The organism is Boudabousia tangfeifanii, from assembly GCF_001856685.1.
GTDB classification, from domain to species: Bacteria; Actinomycetota; Actinomycetes; order Actinomycetales; family Actinomycetaceae; genus Boudabousia; species Boudabousia tangfeifanii.
Genome location: NZ_CP017812.1, coordinates 2,077,439 through 2,099,197, shown reverse-complemented (window position 1 = coordinate 2,099,197; position 21,759 = coordinate 2,077,439). Strand labels below are relative to the sequence as shown.

Below are 21,759 nucleotides of genomic sequence, written 5' to 3'. Positions count from 1 at the left end.
TCGTAAAACTTATTGTACAGGTTCTGTCTAAAAATAAAATATACACTGTTGTATCGGATACATCTCTGTATATTCTGGTGGCGTTGGTGACTATGTCTGAGTATGCTAGTGTCATAAACAAGAGTTCTATAACTTTTCAGAGTTCTATTTCGAAAAAGCAGGCTGATCATGCAAAAGCGCCTTTATGGGAGCAAAATCGCCAATACAATCATTGTGATTGCGATTTTCATCGTTCCTCTTTTATACGCGGGCCTATTGACCTGGGCGTATCAAGATCCTATGAACCGTTTGGATAAAGTCCAAGCGGCTGTTGTCAATTTGGACCAACCGGCAGTTAAAGAAATGCCGATGGGTGATCCAGAGAAACTAAATATTGGTCGTGAACTTACCGACCGCCTCGTCAATCCTGCCGATGACGAAGAAGTTGGCTTCCACTGGGTAGAGACTTCAGAAGAAAAAGCTGAGAAGGGGCTAGCTGACGGTACCTACCGGGCAGTTTTGACCATTCCTCGCGATACTTCTGCTCTACTAACTAAACAGGGTACTGAGGAAGCACAAAAAGTAAACCTAAACCTAGACACCGATGACGGCATTAACTACCTTGCCGGTACGATGGCTCGCACTGTGGCTGAAAAACTACAGAGTGTGGCTTCGGCCCAGGGTGCGGAACGTATTATCGACAAGATGTACATGAGCTTCGGTGAAGTTAAAGACCAGCTCGGTAAAGCTGCTGATGGTGCCGGTGAATTGAATGACGGCCTCGGTAAGCTTGATGAAGGTACCTCGAAACTAGTTGACGGTTCGGGAACTTTGGCCGATGGTGCCAATACTTTCGAAGTGAAGCTCGGGGAACTAGCCAATGGTGCTAGCCAGCTAAATAATGGTGCCAGCGTCCTCGCTGAAAAGTCGGGCGAACTAGCTAACGGTATTGGTACCTTGGCTGATGGTGCCCGCAAGGCTGATGATGGCGCCGGCACTTTGGCTAACGGCATCAAGAATGCTAACGGGGGTGCCGCCGCTCTGCGCGCAGGTGTCGATCAGTACACCAACACCATTTCCGGTGCACTTGGTAAGCTCACTGGCCCTGAAACCATGGGCAAAGTCAATAGCCTCACCAATGGTGTCAACCAGCTAGCCGATGGCGCTTCACGTCTATCGAATGCAGTTGGTGGCAACCCCAACGCGATGCCTGCACCGGGTAAGGCTCCAACCACTCTAGCCGAGGGCGTTAACGCCTTGTCGGCCGGTGCTAACCAGCTTTGGCGCTCGGTGGGCACTAACCCTAATGCCACTCCAGAACCGGGCAAGGCCCCAGCTACTTTGGCTCAGGGTGTCAATGCACTAAATGCTGGTGCGCAGAAGCTATCTGGTGCGGTGGGCGACAACCCGCTCGATGCGCCAGCTACCGGTAAGGCTCCAGCTAACTTGGTTCAGGGTGTTAACGCTTTGAACGCTGGTGCCAAGCAGCTTTCTGCTGCCGTGGGCACTAACCCGAACGCCACCCCAGAACCGGGCAAGGCCCCCACTACTTTGACTCAGGGCATCAACGCCTTGGCCGCTGGTAACAGCCAGCTAGCCGAGGGCGCCAAGCAGCTCTCGTCCTCGATCGGCACCAACCCGAGTGCCACCCCAGAGCCAGGTAAGGCTCCAACCACTTTGGTGCAGGGTGTTAACGCTTTGGCTGCCGGTAACGCTCAGATTGCCGAGGGCGCTAAGCAGCTTTCGGCCGCGGTGGGCACGAACCCGAACGCCACTCCAGAACCGGGCAAGACCCCGACTACTTTGTCTCAGGGTGTCAACGCTTTGGCCGGTGGCGCTAAGCAGCTCGCTAACGCGATTGGTTCTTCCCCGACGGTCGAACCAGGCGCACAGCCTCAGACTGTAGCCCAGGGCGTTGGCGCTTTGGCTGCTGGTAACGCTCAGTTGGCTCAGGGTGCTAAGCAGCTTTCCGCTGCGGTTGGTTCTGATCCTAAGGCCATGCCGGCTCCAGGCCAGGCCCCAGCTAACCTCGCTGAAGGCGTTAACGCTTTGAATGCGGGCAGCGCCCAGTTGGCTGCTGGTACTTCCCAGCTGCAGACCCAGGTTGGTCAGCTAACCCCAATGCTTGAAAAGCTCACCCCAGCCTTGGAAGGCTTGGGTCAGTTGCCTCCAGCTACTAAGCAGCTTGCTGATGGTGCTGGCAAGGTCAATCAGGGCGTTGATGACTACACCGCCGCTGTGGACAAGCTAGCTAAGGGATGTAAGCTCCTTGGCGGTTCTGACCCGTTGTGTGCCGCCCTCGACCAGCTATCTGCTAAGTCGGATCAGCTTCGTGGTGGCAGCGCCCAGTTGGCCGGTGGTGCTACTGAACTTAACAAGCAGGTTTCGGGTGCAATCGACCCGCAGCAGCTCGCCCAGATTAAGGGCATGTCCGCTAAGTTGCCAGAGCTAACCAAGGGTGTTGATCAGCTCGCCGCTGGTGCTCAGCAGCTAAATGGTGGCACCCAGAAGCTCGCTTCCCAGATGCCAGCCCTCACCAAGGGCGTAGGCGATTTGGCTAACGGTACTCAGGCTGCCGCCGCTGGTGCTCAGCAGTTGTCGGGTAAGTTGCCTCAGCTCACCGCTGGTGCTCAGCAGTTGCAGGCAGGTGCCTCCCAGTTGGCTGGCAAGTTGCCTCAGCTAACCACTGGTGCCCAGCAGTTGGCCGCAGGTAGCCAGCAGGCCGCCGACGGTTCCAAGCAGTTGGCAGGAAAGATGCCAGCCCTGACTGCTGGTGCTCAGCAGCTCGCCATTGGTAGCCAGCAGGCTGCTGATGGTAGCCAGAAGCTAGCCGCCCAGTTGCCAGCCCTAACCGGTGGTACCTCCGCTTTGGCTGATGGTACTTCCCAGTTGGCCAGCAAGATGCCACAACTTGTTGGTGGTACTAACGCTTTGGCTGAAGGCACCCAGGCTTTGGCTGGTAAGATGCCACAGCTTTCTGATGGTTCCGGACAGCTCGCTGCTGGTGCCGCTCAGTTGGCCGGCAAGATGCCACAGTTGACCGAGGGTACTTCCGCTTTGGCTAACGGCACTGGTCAGCTCAAGCAGGCTACCGGACAGATCGCGAAGGAACTTCCGGCACTACAGGACAAGGCCAAGATGGCTAACGATGCTGGCGCCCAGTTGCGTGCTGGTGCTGGCAAGCTAGATAACGGCCTCGACCAGCTTGAAGCAGGTTCGAACACCTTCGCTTCCAAGCTCGGTGAACTTGCTGCTGGTGCCGACCGTGCCGCTAATGGTGCTGGCCAGTTGGCCGCTGGTGCTGGTAAGGCTGCTGATGGTGTCAGCCAGCTCAATGCCGGTGCCCAGAAGGCTGCCGACGCTGCCGGTGAAATCGCTGAAGGTACCAACACTTTGCACGATGGTGCTATCCAGTTGAACGACGGTGCCCAGAAGGCTGCCGATGGTTCGGGCGAACTAGCTACCAAGCTTGGTGAAGGTGCCGACAAGATTCCTAGCTGGAGTGAAGCCAAGGTCAAGGAAATGGCCAAGGCCGGTGGCGAACCAGTCACCGTCACCCAGGTTCGTGAAAACGCTGTGGCCACCAACGGTTCCGGCTTCGCCCCAATGTTCTTGGCGCTAGCCTTGTGGGTTGGCGCGATCGCAACCTTCCTCATCTTCCCAGCCTTGGATGTTCGTAAGTTCAAGAACGAGAAGTGGTGGTTGGCCGCAACCCGTTGCGTTGCTACCGCAACCATCATGTCGATCATGCAGACCTTCATCGCAGTTATGGGCTTGCAGCTCTTCGTTGAGCTGGGGGCTAAGGACCTGTGGTACCTCTTCGGAGTTTCCTTGGTTGGTTCGCTCACCTTCACCGCTTTGAACCAGGCCTTCATCGCCGCCTTGGCGTTCCGTGGCCGTTTCGTCTCGGTGTTGATGCTGATCTTGCAGATCGCTGCGATGGGTGCAACCTTCCCAATCGAAACCACCAACCCATTCTTGGAGTTCCTCTCCAAGATCTTCCCGATGACCTACGTGGCTCGCTCGATCCGTACCGGCATTGCCGGTGCTGGTTACCCATTCAGCACCACGCTGTTCGTCTGCGCAATCTGGTTCCTAATCGGCGCATCGGTCACCTTGCTGGCCGCCCGATTCCGCACCAAGCCACAGCCGCTACCTTTGGACCCAGCCCAAAAGCCAGCCTAAAGGTAAGCGCCTGAAAGCTCAGCGCTAAATAGCAAAAGGTGTCGGCCTCGGATTCGTTCCGAGGCCGACACCTTTGTGTTGCGTTGCTGGGGAGGTGCGGGTGCCCAGTTGGGGCCTTTGGGTGGCCCGGTTGGGGGCGGGGCCCACCGAGGTTGGCGACGCTCGGTGACGCTTCCGGTTGGGTGATGCCGAGCGGCGCTCACCAGGTGGCGCCCAGCCGTCCTGCTACTACTTAGCGGCGGGCTTTGCCAATTGGGATGGAGATGGCAAAGATGGCAGCGAGAGCGGTGAGTTCACCGTAGAGCCAGACGATGCCGAATGGGAAGGAGTGCTCGGCTGCTGGCAGGATGATGGCGCTCAAGAGGAATGCGACCAAAGCCAGGGTGCTTAGTACTAGGGTGGTTAGCACCCGCTTGCGAGCACTGGCGTAGCGAGCCCGAATGAGGCCGACGCAGGTAACCAAAAGTCCAGCCAACAAAATCGCTTCAATAATGGTTAGTGCCCAAGGAACATAACCCATGGCCATAATTTGGTCGAGGCGGTTGACCGCTAGCAAGCACAAAAGCAGCAACCCAAGTAGGGCGGCACTGAATTTAAGGGCGTTAATCCCGGCGTTACTAACTGCTTGCGGACGCTGAGCAATCTTGCTTTCGAGCTGTTCGCTCAGTGGCGTGCGAGCCATCTTGTTCTTAGCTTTCTTGGCGGACTTCGGCAAAGGAATAAGCATAGTCATCGCTAGGATGGCCGCGACGAAAGGATAAATGAAGACTCCAAGGAACATGGAGAAGGGGAAGATCACGTAAATGAACCCTAAGAAGGGGACAAACGAGCCCGCATAGGCCACGATCGAAACCACCCCAAAGAATAGGGCCAAGAATCCACGAGTGCGAGCTTCAGAACGAGTCTGCAAGTGGTAGGCGACCAAGACGGTAAGCAGCACCAAAAGAATAAAATTAATGGTGGTAACTGCAACCAGCCCTGTGTCGGTCAAAGTAGTGAAGACGCCCGAGAAAATAATCAGCAGCAACGCCACCACAAAAGTGGCCACTTTCGTGACCAGAACAGTTTCTTTTGCTTTCATGGGATTTCCTCCTAGAAGATATTTTTTCTTAAGCATACTAACTTTGTGTGAGCGCCGCTACTTACTTAGCTTAGGTTTCTTAAGGAGTATTTTGGGGATAAAAATGCTGGCCGAGGACGCGCCCGCCCGTGGGTATTCCGGTAGGCGGCAGGCGACCTCGGCCAGCAAAAGAGTGGGTCAGCGCTTTACCCGGCCGAAGGGGATCGATATGGCAAAGAATGCGGTAAAAGCGGTCAATTCGCCATATAGGAAAGCCAGGCCGAATGGGAAACCCGTTTCGTACATGGGGCTGATAAATACTAGGAAGATAAAGGCTATTAGGGCAGCAAGCGACAAGACAAAAGTGGTAATGACGCGTTTGCGGGCGCGAGTGTACCTCGCACGCATTAAACCGAGGGAGGTAATCATAATGCCTGCCAAAATAATGGCTTCAGTTACGCCCAAAGACCATGGCAAGTTTGGGGTTCGCGTGATCGCCTCGAGGTTGCTGACAATGTGTAGGGATAGCAGCACTAAACCAAGGAAAGCTACCCCAAAGCGAAGTGCGTTCATGCCGGCTGGGCTCAATTTTTGTGGGCGCTGAGCTACCTTGCTTTCCAAGCTGTCAGTTAATGAGGCTAGGCGGACATTCTTCTTGGCTCGTTTAGCCGACTTGGGTAAGTTCCACGGTACCAACAGGGCAAAAATACCGGCGAGGAACGGGTAAATCCATGACCCAATAATCATCGAGAAGGGGAACAAAGTGTAGAGGAACCCCAACCCAGGCACCAAGAATGCCAAATAGACGAGGGCGGAAAGTGCCGCAAAAATTAGCGTCAAGGTTTCACGAGTTTGGGCATGAACATTGGTCCTCAACCGGTAAAGGGATAGGCCAGCTAGCGTCAAAGAGATTATCGTCAGCAAGGTCGCCATGGCAGTGAAACCAGATTCTTCCAAGGTAGTGTAAATGCCGGCGAAAATAATCAACAGTAGGCCGATAACAAAAATCGAGCCCTTAATCGCAAAGTCTTTTTCTTTATTTCTCATGGGATCCTCTTTCGGGATAGTTTTTCTCACCATACCAGTAGAAAGTGAGCTGTGCGACATGCTGGGGTGTGGGGTGCGGCGCGAGTAATGAGGTCAGTGGGATAAAGTGGCGTTTTGTTTTGGGGTCATAGGTGGGATCTTTTTAGGTTGACATGAATGGCTCAGGTGATAAGTTTTTCTTCATGAAGCATTTAAACATTGTTTTAGCCGGCGCCCTAGTGGCGGCAGCAGGATTGATGCCTGCACAAGCTTTCGCTAAGGGTATTGATGAGCAGTTCATGTGGAAGGAAAACGCTACTAAGAAAACCACTAAGGTTCATAAAGGTGGTTACAACGTATTCCCTCGGTGGACTAAAGAGGGCAAGCGCTATAAGCCGAGTCCTTTTAAAGATGTGCCTGGGAACTCTTTGTTCGCTGACGAGATTTGGTGGGCAAAAGATACCAAGGTGACCACCGGTTATGGGGATGGTACGTTCCGTCCTTTGAACAATGTTGAACGCCAAGCAGTCCTAGCGTTCCTTTATCGTATGGCGGGAAGCCCGGCGGTAAAGTTACCAGCGCAGTCTCCTTTTAAGGATGTGCCGACGAATGCTCCGTTCTTTAAGGAAATTGTCTGGGGTGTGCAGCAGGGGATCACTAATGGTTGGCCCGACAAGACTTTCCGCCCGAAAGAGCCGGTGAAGCGAAATGCGATGGCCGCATTCCTTTATCGTCTGGGGCATAAGCGCCCTGATTTGTTGGCTCAGGACTTGCGGACGATTGAGAAGGAAAGTTTGCCAAAGTCTAAGCTGCGCGACATTTCGGGAGACCAGTTCATAAAAGAAATCAAATGGTTAGAAAAGTCTGCGATCACCACCGGTTACGCCGGTGGATACTATCGCCCGCTAGGTAATGTGCATCGCGATGCGATGATTGCGTTTACGCTGCGGTTCAAGAAAAACTTTGTTAGGTACCAGCTTTACTTCCCGAATCGGCCCGAAGTAGATTGTACTGGTGATCGTTGTAGCTACTTTATCAATGATGCAACTGCGCGTTTCCCATTTAAGTGCGAGTACTTCACTCAGAAAACTCAGGATTTGTTCTGGCAGTGTAAAAAGTGACCGGTAGGGTGGCGCTTTTGTTGAGCTGTTAGGGGATGACGGTAGCTTTGCGGCTGCCGTCATTTTCTTTGCCGAGGACGCGCCCGGCCAGTGCTGGCAAAAGGTATCCTAGGGCGGCGGCCAGGGCGATGGTACCTCCCGTGGCGAGGTTGGTGGCAACTGAGACCCACAGGCCGGCTAGCCCCCAGAAGGCCGCCCAGATTGGGGCGAGGACCAGTAGCCACGGGGCTGAAGGGATTACTCGCGCGAGCCCGGCGGCTGGCCCAGCAATCAGGCCGATCGCGAGGATTGAACCAACGGCTGGTAGGGACACAACCACCACCGCAATAATCAGAATCGACAGTAGGGCGTCCAGCCAGGTGCGGTTGCCACCGCGAGCCATCCAACCGACCTCGTCAAAACAAAGCGCGATCAGGTGCCGCCCTCGGGTCAGTGCCACCCCGATCGCAAGAGCGAGGCAAATGGTGGTCAGTGCTAGGTCGGCCCGGTTGACGTTGAGTAGGTTGCCGGTCAGGAATGAGCTGATGCGCACAGGCAGGGGTGCGAACCATTTCGCCAGAAAATAACCGAGGGCGAAAGCGGCGGTGAGGAGCACTCCGGCGACCGCTTGGGAACTTTGCCCAGGCAGGCGCAAACCAAGCTGTAGGGCCCCGGCCAGGAGCAGACAACCGACGGTGGCGCCAAGGAAAATCGCGGCAGAAAGCCAAGGGTGGGAACCGCTCAACTCGGGAACGAACAGGCCTAGCAGGACCACACCGGCGACTGCGCCAGGGAAGGTGGCGTGAGTGAGCGCTTGGGTGAAGAAGATGCGCTGGCGTAGCAAAGCTAGTACCCCAACCAGGCCGCACAGGGCGGAAACCAGCACGATTTCAACCGAAGGTAGCAGGAACATACTAGACATGGCTCGCCTCCCGGGTGCTTGGGGTGGGGGAGTTTTGCGCCTTGCGAGGGTCCGGGGTGAGGCGGCGGGCGCCCTCGGCCAGCAAAGCGAGCAGCACGTAAAGGGCTGAAAGGGTTAGGAGGGCGACTGCTTGTGGGGAGAGTGGGGCGCGGTTGAAGTATGCGATCAGACTCATTGAAAGTAGGCCCGAAACGAGGCCGACCCCGGTGGCGACCCAAGCCATTTGGCGGGTGGTGCGTGCCAGTAGGCGGGCGGTGGCGCCAGGAATGATGGCGTAACCGATGACCAACAGGGCTCCAACCGCGGTCGAGGCGCCTACCACTAGGGCGGCGATTGCCAGGTTTAGGGTGAAGTCGAGCAGCCAGCCTCGTTTGCCGGCCGCCGCCACCGCGACCGCGTCAAAGGCCCGCGCGACCTGCCAACGCCAACTGGCCAACACTAGGGCTAGGCCGCCCAGGAGCACTGCGAAAGTGGGGGCGAGGTCGTGGTCCGTAATCTCTAACAGTCGCCCGAAAAGGAGGGCTTCAAGTTGGCCGCCCATGTCGCGATGGTAGGTGATCATAATGATGCCGAGGCCGAAAAAGGCGGTCAGGATGACCGCGGTGGCCGCCTCGAAACTATCGGCGCGTGAACCCAGCCAAGTCAGCCCGGCCACCACCAGAACCGCCACGGACATTGCGCCAGGGATAATCCCGGCGATGCCACCAAGGTAGACGAAACCGCCGACAATGCCGGGGAAAATTGAGTGCACTAAGGCCTCGGCGGAGAATTCGCGAGAGCGCAGATTCACTAGGGTTGAAATGGGGCCGGCTGCTAGTCCGAGGATCAGGAGCACCACCAGCGGGCGGAACAAAAATGGGGCGGCTAGCACTGAAGTTGGGCCCGCCAAGACGCTGTCCGGCCCGGCGAGGGTCAGTAGGAACTGGCGCAGAGTCTCAAGAAGTTCACCCACGGGCCGCCTCCAAAGTATGTGTGGGGGATTGGGGGTTTTCGCTTGCGGGGGCGTGGTCCCCACCCTCGGTTGGCGCGGTAGTGCGCACGGGGGCACCGTCCCCGCCCTCGGCGAGTTTGGCGGCGCCTTGGTCGGGCAGGCCGCCGAAGGCTTCGCGCAGGTTGGGTTCGCTGAGGACTTGGGCGATGGGGCCGCAGGCGATTTGCCGCCCGTTGACAAGCATGGCCTGTTCGCACACGGCCCACGCCAAATCCATGTCGTGGGTGGAGATCACCAGGGCCACGCCCTCGGCTTTGAGGGCGCGAATGATTTCGAGGAGGCTTTGACGGTGGGGCTGGTCGAGGCCGTTGAATGGCTCGTCCAGCAGCATGATTTTGGGGTCGCCGACGAGGGCGCGGGCAAGGAGGGCGCGTTGTTGTTGCCCACCCGAAAGGGTGCCGTAGCGCCAGCGGGCCTTTTCGGTCAGGGAGACGCGGGCGAGGGTCTGGTCGATTTTTTGGCGGTAGCGCCGAGGCGATTGCCACCAGGACAGTTGCTGGTACACGCCCATTTCGACGACGCCTCGCACGGTGATGGGGAAGGTGGGGTCGATGTCGGTCAGCTGGGGCACGTAGCCGATCTGGGAGCCAGTTTTGGGGTTCGCTTTTTGCCCGAGGACGTGCTGTTCGCCCTCGGCCAGTTCGATCAGGCCGAGGATGCCGCGCAAAAGGGTGGTTTTGCCCGAGCCGTTCGGGCCGATGAGGGCGAGTGCTTCCCCAGGTGCCAGCGAGCCCGTCACTTCGCGCAGGGCGGGTGGGCCGCCGTAGGTGAAGGCGGCGTTTTGCCAGGCCAGTGCGGGGCTGGTGGCGGTGCCGAGCTGGGCGGGTGGCTGCATGGTGGCCATGGTGGGGAAGACTCCTTTAGCGGGTTGATTGGGCCGGAAGCTGGGGTGGGCGGTACTGAGAGAGAGTGAGCCAACCGCCCACCCAGCTCCAGCCCGGAGTGCCTAGTTGTTGTCGAGCTTCGGCTCGTACTTGCTCAGGTCGTCAGGCAGTGGGGCGACGGTCCCGTCCCACGCTTTGACTAGGTTGGCGACATTGTGGATGGTAGCGCCCAGGTAGGTTTCGCCATCGCTGCCGGCCGGGCCAAGCGAGTCGCCGTAAAGCGCGTACTCACCGGAAACGAGTTTCACGTTCGCTTCCTTGGCCAGCTTTTGCACGTTCTTGTCAGAGTTGGAGGTTTCCCCAAAAATGGCTTTCGCCCCCGACTCTTTGATCTTCTGGACGGTCTGCTTGAGGTGGTCGGCACTCGCCTCGCCGAGGTCGGAGAAGTCGGGTAGGGCCGCCCCCATGAAGGTCAGGCCATAGTGGTTGGAGAAGTACCCGAAAGCGTCATGGCTGGTGAAGAGGACGCGCGACTTTTCTGGGACGGAAGAGAAGGACTTCGCCGCCCACTGGTCCATTTCCTGGATCTGGTTGAGGTAGCCCTTCGCGCCCTCGGCCAACGCATCCTTCGCTTCGGGAGCGGCGGCCTCGAGTGCGGCGGCAATATTCTTAACCTGGATCATGGCGTTTTCGGGGCTGGTCCACACGTGCGGGTCGTGGGTGAACTCGGGATCCTCACCGTTTTCGCCGGGGAATGGCCACTTCGCGATCTTCACCTTTTCGGGGGCGTTGAAAATCTTCAGGTCCTTGGCGGCATTGCCGAAGCCCGCGCCCTCCTGGCCAGAAGAAACCACAATCTCGCCTTTGAAACCGGAGGCGGCTAGTGCCTTATCGAGGAAGTGCTCAAGGTCGACACCGTTGACAATGAACAGTTTCGAGTTCGCCAGCGCCATCATCTGCTGGTTCGTCATCTCATGCTCGTGCGCCGAGGCGTTCGGAGCCAACAAGCACGACAGCACCAGCTTCACCTTGTTAGCTGGGTCGGTTTCGGTGGTAGTTTTCCCGGCGCCATCAGTCTTTTCTAGGCCGACTGCTTTGTTGGAGGCGGCCGCGAGCTGGGTTAAGTAGTCGCAAATCTGGGTGGTCGAGGCGGTTACCGGTAGTTCGGGGACTACGCCGTTTTGGGTTTGGGTACCGTTCTGGGTACCGTTCCCGTTTTGGGACCCGTTTTGGGTCCCGTTTTCCCCCGATTTTTCGCTGGCCGAGGGCGTGCTCCCGGCCTGGTCGCCGGTGGAATTTGAGCCCCCGGCAGAGCCGCAAGCTGCTAGCGATAACGCTAGGGCCGCAACCCCAGTAAGTGATAGGATATTCTTCATGATTACCTCTATGTGTCTTATAGACTAGAAAGAAAACTTAGGTTTACCTAAGTTTTTGGTTGCAAAACTAGTCTAATAAAAGTGCTTAGGGTATCACAAGAAATAATCGTGACGTATTCCTCACGTGGTTTCTTAAGGTTACTTAAGAAACGCGAAATCATGCGGAAAAGTCACGATTATTTTTTAATTTTGGGCTCTTTATGGGGCGGTTTTGGCCCTGTTTGATGACGTGATGTCGTAAGAATGTGGGGCTGGTTGGGGGTGGTTGGGGGGTGGTCAGCTGGGTGTGCTCGTGTTGTGAGTAGTTTGCTGAGTCAGTGTGAGAGCTTGTGCAGGTAGTTGGCGAACAGGAGCCCTTCTTGGCTGAGTAGCGTTGCAACTTGGATGTGGTTTAACGGGATGTGGGTGTTTTCGTCCTCGAGTTGGAACGTTTCTAGGTCGAGCTGGCGCAATTGGCATTCGTGGTCGTCAACGCTGGTGAGCATTCCTTGCGGCGCTTGGTCAAAATCGTCCGAGATGATCGAAATCAGCCACCGATGTTCCTGCGCGTAACGCAATAAGTTTGTTAGGGACATGGGCTGCTTCAGGGCGAGCAGTTCGAACGCGTGGGGAAGTAGCCCCTGCGGGTCCAGTTTTTCCAGGTGCTCCGCATGTTGGTCGAGGGCGTGACGAAACGCCGCCACATACTTACTGTGCGGGTCGACCTCGGTAATGCAATCATGGCGAGTCCAAGTGAGGGAACTAAAAACCGACTGATCGTCCAACCAAAACGCGAGCACCCCCGCGTCGTCAGAAAGCACCGGTAACGTCAGAGCAAAACGCTCGCCATCACTGTAGGTATGGTACTCCTCGCGCAACGCGTCAACCCCAACACTCAACATGTTTGTGAGTTTACTCCACTAGCTCGCCTGATGTTTGGGCTGAGTTTTCCGTAAATGTGTTCGTTGTAGTACTGGATGCTTTTGGGTGAAATCTCATGCCCAAGCACGGTGTACAGTTTTTCGGGGTCGAGCCGGATTTTCCCAAAGTCGCACATGGCATGGTGGTTGGGGCACAACACCAGCATGTTTCCGGGCGTATCACTGCCACCGTGCTTGCCCAGGGGGATAATGTATTGCACTTCCGAGTAGGTTTCGTTTTCCCCGAAATGAAAGGCTTCTCCGCAGATTTGGCACTGGTAGTGGTGTAATCGTTTGAGGGCTCGTGCCAGCATTGAGTCCCGTAGTACCCGGTATGTGTGTAGTTCCGTTTTCCGAGGGTGAGGGTGCCCTTCCGGTAGGTCCGGCGTTTCAGGAGTGTCGGTAGCTGGCGGGGTGTCCGCAAGGGCCGAGCGTAATCCCCACACACCTTTGCCTAAACCTTCGACGCTGTAGAACAGGTTCTCTTTGCCTAGGAAAGCTTTTGCCTCTGAGCATCGCTCTTGCAGTCGTGCCCGCACAGTGTTGTGCCAAGTCAGACCCAAATCGGCACGGATTTGCTCTAATTCTTCATAGAGCTCGTCAAGAGTTGCTACACCGCCCAAGTTTTCAAGTGCGGTAACAATGTCTTCAATCCAACGTGAGTTCTTCGGCATGCGGGGCTCCAAAAGTAGTAGTGCGTGAGGATCGCAAGGCGATGAGATTATTTACTGATATTCGATTAATTGATTGTTTCGAAAAGTTAAAGTAGGAATAGTTTTTATTGTTTAAGCAATGGATTTGCATGTCGTTTCATTGAGGTTTTACGAAAGCGTCAGTGGATAAATTTTGGAGCTGTTTAGGTTACTTCTGGAAGCGGACTTAATCAATGGAATGACATGGAAATACAAATTATTTAAAATACTTCAATATCTCTCAAGAGTAATGTGCGTTTGTCTCAAATCCAGTTCATGATAGCTTTTTGTACTGTGGCTTGTATGTTAATCCTATAGGAGATTGTTTAGTTTACTTGCGTGCTATCGCCAATGTCTTATAGTCTGACGTGATGCAAAAGTATTTTGCTCTAAATTTTTTGGTTGCTAAATTGGTATTGGTTCCCAATGTGCAACGGTTTTACATTAATAAAATTAGTTTTTTAGGCTCTTCTTTTTGTGAAGCTTGGGGGAAATTTTAGTGATAGTATCACATTGTTGACTAAGAAGGTGTTACCGATACAGAACAGTTGAGGTAATGAACTGAATCGGGATTAGCTATGGCAGTTTCTCTATCTAAAAAATATAATAAAGACTTCATCAAAGACCTTTCCACTGCTGCAAAAGGTACGGAAACTGAAGTCATTGCTAATACGTACCGTTGTGCAATTTCGAGGGCAATGACGCCAAATGAAAATCCACAAGCTCCTTGGGATTTTGAATGCAAAACAGATGGTTTTTTCAGTCCGGATCACTTATTTTATAATGCTCGTATTCTGTTCGAAGCAAAAGATGATTTGGAACTGAGAAGTGCTCGCGGGCGGGCTACGATTGTTATTCAATGTATCTTTTATATGAAGCAGTATGATCAGGTAGGTCACGAACAACCTACGATTTTAATGGGGGCTGATCGTAATCAAGCTTTTCTAGTTTATGCACCTCCTTTTATGGAATACCTTGAGCGAGATGACGTAGATTGGAATGTGGCTCCCTCTAATGCCGCGAAAAAGCACCCGGATCTTTTGAAGGAGATTGAGGAGCATGACGGTATAAAAACATACGTATTTGACATTCGAGACGAAAATTTTGATGTAAATGAAATCATAAAAGCAATTGAAAACCTTGCTAAGAACGAGGGGTCTTTTAAAAAAATAAAAATTTCAAATCATAATATTCGTGCGGTTTTTGACGAATTTATTACGATGCTAGATTTATCAAAAAATAGCAAGATGGATTCTCGTCAGCGGGTTGAGTTATTTATCTTGTCTATTTTAGGCTCGCGCGAAGTTTGGATTGATGATGCAGTAGGAAACTTGATTCATTTGCGTGATAAGGCATTCACAATCGACACTGGACAGTATCAGTCCTTTTTTGGACGTTACTCGAAGAAGTATTCAGATGTCGAAAAAGACAGTATTAACGCGATGTACGATGTTCTATTCGAAGAAGCTGAAAGAAGGAAGAGTGGTGATTTTTGGACTCCAACAATCTGGGCTGATAAAGCACACGAAATGCTTTCGGATGTTTTAGGTCAAGATTGGCGTAGGACTAGAGTTGTTTGGGATCCTGCATGTGGGACGAAGAATCTCACTCGGGACTATACAGACTGGCAAGCATTGTATTTGTCGACTATTTTCGATGAAGAGCTCTCTACTTCGAGAAGTTATAACAAAGATGCCGTCACTTTCCAATTTGATTTTCTCAATGATGATGTCAGTATTGATCCAAAAGCGTTGTTTGGTGTTGAGTGGAAAATGCCACCTTCGTTATACCGTGAGTTTTTAGAAGACAAGCCATTTGTCTTCCTAATGAACCCGCCATTCGGTACTGCTGCTAATCATGATTCAGAGAATAAAGCGAGTATCGCTAAGAATCCAATCAATGAGGATATGAAGCGCTGTGGACTCGATAAGGCTGCACAACAACTTTATGCACAATTCTTATGGCGCATAGTAAAGTTTACTGAAGTGTTTAACCTTTCTGATGTAACTATCGGTTTCTTCTCCAACGATAGGTTTATGTTCGGAGGGAAAACTTGGGAAAAGTTCATGGCAGCATTCCAAGACAAATTTAAATTCGAAAAAGGTATCGTGTTTAATGCAGGGGAGTTTTCCGATGTTTCGCGAAACTGGGGAATATCGTTTACCGTCTGGCGTTGGCATCGTGATACAGGCTCTAGTCTGTCACGGACTGGTCTACTAGATTCTTATGAAGTGGAATACGTAGAAGCCACTACAAACGGTTTACGTAGCCTTTTAAATAAGAAGATCATTCCTGCTAGTGCATCTCATGATTTAAAACAATGGGTTAAAAAAGCTTTGCCAAAGCCTACTGTAAATTTGCCTGAAGGGTCATTCGTTCGTGTTTCGGGACCCCTAAAGCTTTATAGCTCTAAAAACAAGGGTGCTACATATCAAGAAGAGGCCGTAGGCTACTTGCATTGTAATGCGAATTCTGTTGAGCATTCGGATAAATATACTGGGTTGTACTCGACTTGTTTTGGATCGGGGCACGGATTGCCAGTATTTGAATCATCGATGGAAAGATCTGCAGTATATTTCGCAACAAGAAAGACCTCAATTCCTCCAGCGGATAAAATGTGGATATATGGTCACGAGAGTTATAGAGAACCAACTTCTGAAATTTTCAAGAGCTTAGAGTGGGAAGAATTTGTAGTAGATTGTTTGGTTTTTTCACTTTGCGCTAAAGGATCAAATCAGAGTGCTATGAGAAATATTGAGGTAGCTGAAAATAGGTTAGTTAATGTTAGTAACCCATGGTTTTTCGCTAGTATCAAAAATGTTGAAGAATTGGCAACTGCTGCTAATCAAGCAGATGTAATTAGAGATATTAAAACTAACGCTAATTCTGAAAGCGCTTGGTTTCGGCTGGCTAGTGGCAAGACTTTTTCGGCTGAAGCTAGCGCGGTGTATGACGCTTTAATGGATCTCCTTATTCATACTATGAACTACAGGGGAGATATGAATCGAATAGACGGAACAGTACATGCGAACGCTTGGGATGCGGGATATAGGCAGTTGAGTCTTATTGACCAAAAGTTTTCCTCAGGAAGCAATTTAATCAAACTCAAAGAGGCAATGAAAGTCCTTTCTCAAAAAATAAATGACCGTGCAATAAAATGGGAACTGCATAATGTTGATTTATCCTATGGTGCGACAGTAGGCGGATAATGGCGTTTGAGGCTATTTTTACGATGTCTTAACATGATGCTTATGATTAGGGTTTCTAGCTAATTTGACTTTAGAGTTTCAAAATAATTAGAAAACTTCTTAACCTCCTGTGGAATAAATCAAATTTCATTTTACTAAAACCGGCTAAAATGACTCAACAAAATTTGGTAATAAGGGAAATTGATTCTGCAATCATAGAGGTTAACGAATGGGTGCACATAAGGTCGTAGGATGCGTCGATTGACAGCCGGCTATGCCCCAAAATCTTGCGATAAATACCCCAAAAATTATGTCGACGAAAGTGCTACCGCTAGCATAATCTTCTCCTCATCTAATTAGAACGGAGTGTTATTCAACGGTAACACCAACAAATTCGGGTGTTAGGACCGAGGTAAAATTCATAGAGAATACTAAGACAAGCGGGGAAATCTAAGCGCAGACATGGTTCAAAAGTTTGAGTAAAACCCCTCCAAAAAGACCTTCAACCCAAGGAACATTTTCGCACTAGAAACTACTAGGAGTTGTTCAATACCTGCTTGACTCTGGCGAAAGCGTAATTCCAAGCAATACGCTCCTGCTCTAAACGTTGGCCCGAAGATTTTAAATGGTTGCGCACTTCGGCCTCGTCCTTAGTAAGCAAAGGAGGGCATGTGTTGTGCTGTGAGGCGGAAACATTTGGATCTTCAACCGCTAAAAAACTAAAACTGTTAAAAGTTTCCCTATCCATTAAAACTGACTGTACACGCGGGAAATATTGCCTACAAAGTGCCAAAATTTTGAACCCATCTACGTCCATGTCTCCCCAATAAAGCTGCCGCTCTGCTGCTAAAGCCCATTCCAAACCAGCGAAATTGGGAACGTCATAACCTTCACCAAATAAAGCCACTGTGCCAGGCAAACCTTCCAAAGCTAAAAAAGACTCCTTATTTTCTACAAAAACTATACTCTTGACCTGACCTGGTTCGAATAGTGCATTCAACTCGATCAGGGGAGCACGGAAACTCAGCAAGCACTTTTCCGGTCCCACCCCCAAATCTGGATCCAAAACCCGTACCCACAGCAACGCATCAAACTTACGAAAACCAAGATCCCGACGGCCAGTCAATGGCTGCAACAAACGCGACAACAACACCTGATGTTTCTCTACAAACTTTGAATCAACACCCGCAATCGGCAACTGACGAGGGTAACGATCCACCCCAGGGTGCTCCAGCAACCACCTTGCTGCCAAAAATAAACGATTCACTGTCGAATCATCAAAATCAGCCAGCTTCGATAACACATACAACAAATCCTTACGCCATAAATCCACAGTAAATCCCGGGACAGAATCTGAGGCAGACAGTGTAGACTCGGGTCTCGGGGCCGCAGTAGTGCTCGGGTCTGAGGCTACTTCAGTGTTGGGGGTTGGGCTTGCTTCAGACTCATCGGACGCGGTAGCACGATCCGTCTGCACCGGTCGAGTGGTAAACTCCTGCAGGCTAGCAAAACGCTTAGCTAGAGCCAAATTGCGCTCCCAGCGTCCCTTCATGTTTGCTAGCCACAACAAACCCTCAAAAGAAACCAGCACCCTTGCGGGAATCATCTGACGACCCGCCGAAGGCCAACTAACCTGCCGCCAAACCAGCTCAATCGACTGTGGTGAAGTATCCTCAAATTCTACCCAAGATTGCACCCATTTTTGAACTGTCTCAAAATGCTCCAACACGAACGACTCAGTAACCGTGCCTAAAGGAAAATCCAAAACCACCCCAAACTGGGAAGTATCAGAAACATTAAGAGTGGCATGTTTCGGTGAATCGGTGGGGGAATCGGTGACAGTATCAAGAGCAATGTCAAGCGCCCAATCACGCCAACGCCGGACAAAAACGCCCTTCGCTTTATTACGCAAATCCCTAGGAGATTTTAAATATTTGCCTCCAAGCTGCTTGCGGCCTGCCTGCTCATTACGGACTTTATCGGTTTCGGTCTGAGCACGAACTGCCTGCGCGGCACTAGCCCGAGTGTGGCTTGCCCGAGCGGTACGTTTTTCACTCATGCGTCATCCACAATCCCTTCAGTGATCTGGTCCAACTCCTTGAAGGTGATTGATGCCAGTGAAGACGCCCCGTCCTCGGAAATACTAACTAGGTTCACTCCACCAACAAAATCCTCCAAGGTTTGCAACTTTGTGAGCGGAGTAGCCAACAAAAGTTGGAAACCAAAATCACGGAAAACCGTCAAACCAGCACGGGTAAACTCTGAATCTGTCTTATCAAAGGCCTCATCCAAAACCACCAAAGCATAAGAAGAAAAAGTGCCAGAATCATGTTCCAAAGCCGACAACTGATATCGCAGCGCAGCTGCTAAAGCGAAAACCACCAGCTTTTGTTTCTGACCCCCTGACAAGCCAGAAGCATCCTTATAAAAATCAACTGCCTGATTCGACGCATCCAACTCTCGGGCACTAAAAGTCACATGAGTACGAGTATCCAGCACCTGCCGCCGCCACGACTTATCTGCTGCTTCTGAAGACGACAAACGAGACATTACTCGATTTAATAAGGCAAAACGAGCCTCATCCTCAGAGGGGCTACTCTTAGCGCGTGTAGTGCTCAAACTGTTCTCAGAAATCTGGGTCAAATCGGCCAAAAACTCTTTGACCGCCGGCAAACCCCGATCCTCAACATCAATCCATAAATGCCTGCCAGGTGAAAAGTCCACCCGCGCCAAGGCCTGATTAACCGGATCAATCCGCAAACGAACCTGAGACAAATTACGTCGAATATCATTCGCCAAACGACTAATATTCTGCCCGGCCTGCTCGTGCAACAAATCCCGGAAACGCTGCTCAAACTTCGGCAAACTATCGCTCTGTAAACGAGCCAAAATCTGCAAAAACTCCGGTAAAAACTCAATTTCTTCCCTGACATCACTGGCCAAATTGGGCCAAGTAAGCTTAAAACGAGTCATAATCCGTGCAGCATCGCCAGACGCGTTAGACTGCTCGCGTTGTGAAGCGTCCTTCTCTTTACGCAACACGTCCGCGGTTTTCCTAGCAGATCTTTCCAGATCATCAGTTTTTAACAATCGTTTCTCAAGCTTGAAATACCTGTTCAACACCTGCTCAATCTCGGAAGGAATCTGGGTAAGGTCAGAATGGTTGGCCAGCTCAGTTTCTATCTTTTTAGCATCTTCTTTTTTAATGCCAATCTCGATTTCTTTTTGCCTACACGATTTATCAAGCTGCTGCACTAAGGCTTTTGCCTGCTCAATTTTTCCCTGCAAACTTGCCTGCTGTGGGTGCTGCAAATCAAAGGCCTGCAAGCGTGCGTTTAGGTTTTCAATCTCATGGGTAAAACCAAAGACGTTAACCTGCTTCCACGGCTTAGAAAAATTCGCTCCCTCCAAGGCGCGCAAGTTGCGGCTAGCCAGGTTCTTTTCTGTTTCTGCCCGCCCCAAAGTGGCCTGTGCCTGTTCCAATTCCGACTGCAACTGGCGCTTTTCCCGGGACAAACTTTCCAGACGTGTTACTGGATCCGCGCCAACCACCCAGTTTCTACGATCCAATAAGAACCTGCGGTCATCCTTTAAATGTCTAGTCTGAGACGTCTTTATCTGCCCACGTTTAGTAACCGCCATTTTTGCCTGCACTAGTTCTTCCACGCTTTGGGCACACAAATGACGAAAACGCTGATTAAGTTCCAACCGCAACCACTCATTGGTTTCCACTGGTAAAAGTGTGCCTCCAACTTTTTCCCGTACCAGCAACTTACTGGCCAACCGGCGCTCCTGTGGCACTTGATCGTCATCCCAATAGGGGTGGTTTGGTAACATGCGTACATACGAAAGACGAGTAGCTAAATTTGTTTTGTCGACAGCGTTCGCCACTTGCTGATAATAGGCGTTAGGAACCAGCAGTGTTTTAGCGAAGCTACCGCAAACACTCTCGGTAGCAAGTCGCCATTGTGCCTCGCTCTCTTTCAACTCAAAAAGCTCACCCGCGAAAAACAAGGCGCTAGTTGAAATATTGCAGGCACGACAGATTAGTTCACGGGCGCGCGATAAATCCGCTGGCATACCAGAACCACTAGCTTCTACCTGAGAAATCTCATCTTTCACAGTCCGCAGTTTCTTCTCAATCTCAGAACGGGTATTCCACGCCTGATAGAAAGTCTGCTCAGTAGTTGCCAGAGACTTAGCAGCCAACGTTTTTTGTATTTCAAGTAATTCACTTAAAAGCTCATATTCAGCCTCGTTGCTTGGGGTGGAGGCGTCTAAAAGACCCAAAACGTTCTGATGGTCATCCCAAAAGGCTTGCGCCTGCTCCAATTTGTCTTGTGCATGCTCCAAATCCTGTTTCAAGTTTTCGCGCAACGCCAGTTCGCTGCCATCTTGTTGTGCTAGCAAATCATCCAACTCGGCTTGCGCATCCGCCAACTGTACACTCAGAGATTCAGCTTGACTCTTAGCAGATAAAATCTCTGCGCGCGCCACTTTCAAATCTTTTAACCACAGTTCAACTTTGCGTTTTTGCACATACGGTTCCAAAAAATGCGTCAGCTGCTCAATGCTCTCAATCTTTTTCTCGGTATCACGTAAACGCTGGTCCAAAGCTAACAGTGGCGTTAAAACTTCTTCTTGTTTGCGCGCTTCAACCACAGTCAAATGAGCTTCTTTCAGCTCCTGAAAATTCTCTACCGCCTGGTCTGCTTGCTGAAACGTTTTCGGCTCATCAAGCATGAAATCGCGTAACAAGCCATCCAAACTGTTTAAACTCTTCGCCGCCTGCGTCTTATGCAACAATCGCTGTCCGACCTCGGACGGAATCTGCAATTTGCGCCGAAATGCCGCCGAAAAAGCCGAATGTGAATTGTGCTTCGTTAAAATCGGAAAATGCTTTACGATCCCGCGCGAATCCAAGGACTTTTCCATAAAAGGCATTAAATCAATCAAATCCAAATCAGATTCGGCCAAAAAATAGGCGGTGGAAACCTCTGCATTCGAAGTCGCACTAGATTTCAAATGGAACAAACAGACCAAACAAACTTCACTACCATTCGACTGCTTAACGAAGTTCAACAGTATGCCCGCACGAACCGCTCCCTCGCGCAGGAACTTCGTATGCACCTCACGACTGTCTTCATCTTGACCGTGACGAAAAGCCCCGCGCAAATATGAATAAAGTGAACGAGACCTGTCACCTTGGCCGCCATCTTGTGCAGCCGCATTAAATTTCACTTGATTTTGCGGCATCAAAACCGTTGAAATTGCATCCAATAACGAAGACTTACCACTGCCTGACTTTCCAGTTAGGAGCAAACCCCCAGATGGTACAAACACGGTATGTTGACCAGAGAAAGTCCCCCAATTGTAAACCTGAATCTTACTCAAACGAAACTGAGAAACTGCAATCTCAGATAAGACTGGTGAAACAACCGGTGATTGGTCCGAGGGCGCGTAGGGCATGGAATCCAGGGGGACGTTTGGAATGAGGTTTGAGTAATCCGTCATGGG

At 51.6% G+C, this 21,759-nt stretch carries 13 protein-coding genes; 3 read left to right on the top strand and 10 right to left on the bottom strand.

The genetic code is table 11. From position 1 onward, the window contains the following. Window positions 1-168: 168 nt before the first annotated feature. Window positions 169-4,164, top strand: a complete 3,996-nt coding sequence (locus tag BK816_RS08570; protein ID WP_071164787.1) for a YhgE/Pip domain-containing protein — start codon at window positions 169-171, stop codon at window positions 4,162-4,164. Between the two features lie 232 nt (window positions 4,165-4,396). Here the strand turns inward: BK816_RS08570 and BK816_RS08565 are convergent, their stop codons facing one another. Together BK816_RS08565 and BK816_RS08560 are read right to left on the bottom strand one after the other, a co-directional pair. Further along, window positions 4,397-5,245: a hypothetical protein gene (locus BK816_RS08565; protein ID WP_071164786.1), complete on the bottom strand. Its 849-nt coding sequence runs from the start codon at window positions 5,243-5,245 to the stop codon at window positions 4,397-4,399. Between the two features lie 177 nt (window positions 5,246-5,422). Continuing rightward, on the bottom strand, window positions 5,423-6,271 hold the full coding sequence (locus BK816_RS08560) for a hypothetical protein (protein WP_071164785.1): 849 nt from the start codon (window positions 6,269-6,271) through the stop codon (window positions 5,423-5,425). Between the two features lie 182 nt (window positions 6,272-6,453). Here BK816_RS08560 and BK816_RS08555 point away from each other — a divergent pair, with 182 nt between their 5' ends. Then, window positions 6,454-7,371 (top strand): S-layer homology domain-containing protein, encoded by a 918-nt coding sequence (locus BK816_RS08555; RefSeq protein WP_170299684.1) that lies wholly within the window; start codon window positions 6,454-6,456, stop codon window positions 7,369-7,371. A 28-nt stretch (window positions 7,372-7,399) separates the two neighbouring features. Here BK816_RS08555 and BK816_RS08550 read toward each other — a convergent pair whose 3' ends face one another. The 6 genes from BK816_RS08550 to BK816_RS08525 form a co-directional block, all read right to left on the bottom strand. After that, the gene (locus tag BK816_RS08550; RefSeq protein WP_071164783.1) at window positions 7,400-8,272 is read right to left on the bottom strand and encodes a metal ABC transporter permease; all 873 of its coding nucleotides are present in this window, start codon (window positions 8,270-8,272) and stop codon (window positions 7,400-7,402) included. Beyond that, entirely contained in the window at window positions 8,265-9,224 is a 960-nt protein-coding gene (locus tag BK816_RS08545) for a metal ABC transporter permease (RefSeq protein WP_170299683.1), read from the bottom strand. Before BK816_RS08545 ends, BK816_RS08550 begins: the two co-directional genes overlap by 8 nt. After that, window positions 9,217-10,098, bottom strand: a complete 882-nt coding sequence (locus BK816_RS08540) for a metal ABC transporter ATP-binding protein (RefSeq protein ID WP_083379267.1) — start codon at window positions 10,096-10,098, stop codon at window positions 9,217-9,219. Before BK816_RS08540 ends, BK816_RS08545 begins: the two co-directional genes overlap by 8 nt. A gap of 111 nt (window positions 10,099-10,209) precedes the next feature. Continuing rightward, window positions 10,210-11,463, bottom strand: coding sequence for a metal ABC transporter substrate-binding protein (locus tag BK816_RS08535; RefSeq protein WP_071164781.1), 1,254 nt, complete (start codon window positions 11,461-11,463; stop codon window positions 10,210-10,212). Between the two features lie 314 nt (window positions 11,464-11,777). Continuing rightward, on the bottom strand, window positions 11,778-12,344 hold the full coding sequence (locus tag BK816_RS08530) for a hypothetical protein (protein ID WP_071164780.1): 567 nt from the start codon (window positions 12,342-12,344) through the stop codon (window positions 11,778-11,780). Further along, the gene (locus tag BK816_RS08525) at window positions 12,338-13,036 is read right to left on the bottom strand and encodes an HNH endonuclease (protein ID WP_071164779.1); all 699 of its coding nucleotides are present in this window, start codon (window positions 13,034-13,036) and stop codon (window positions 12,338-12,340) included. The genes BK816_RS08530 and BK816_RS08525 overlap by 7 nt, the downstream gene beginning before the upstream one ends. A 596-nt stretch (window positions 13,037-13,632) precedes the next feature. Here BK816_RS08525 and BK816_RS08520 point away from each other — a divergent pair. Next, on the top strand, window positions 13,633-16,263 hold the full coding sequence (locus BK816_RS08520; protein WP_071164778.1) for a hypothetical protein: 2,631 nt from the start codon (window positions 13,633-13,635) through the stop codon (window positions 16,261-16,263). 514 nt (window positions 16,264-16,777) lie between these two features. On the opposite strand, the gene BK816_RS08515 is transcribed toward BK816_RS08520, so the two are convergent. Further along, window positions 16,778-18,301, bottom strand: coding sequence for a Wadjet anti-phage system protein JetD domain-containing protein (locus BK816_RS08515; RefSeq protein ID WP_071164777.1), 1,524 nt, complete (start codon window positions 18,299-18,301; stop codon window positions 16,778-16,780). After that, window positions 18,298-21,756 (bottom strand): ATP-binding protein, encoded by a 3,459-nt coding sequence (locus BK816_RS08510; protein WP_071164776.1) that lies wholly within the window; start codon window positions 21,754-21,756, stop codon window positions 18,298-18,300. Before BK816_RS08510 ends, BK816_RS08515 begins: the two co-directional genes overlap by 4 nt. Between the last annotated feature and the right edge of the window lie 3 nt (window positions 21,757-21,759).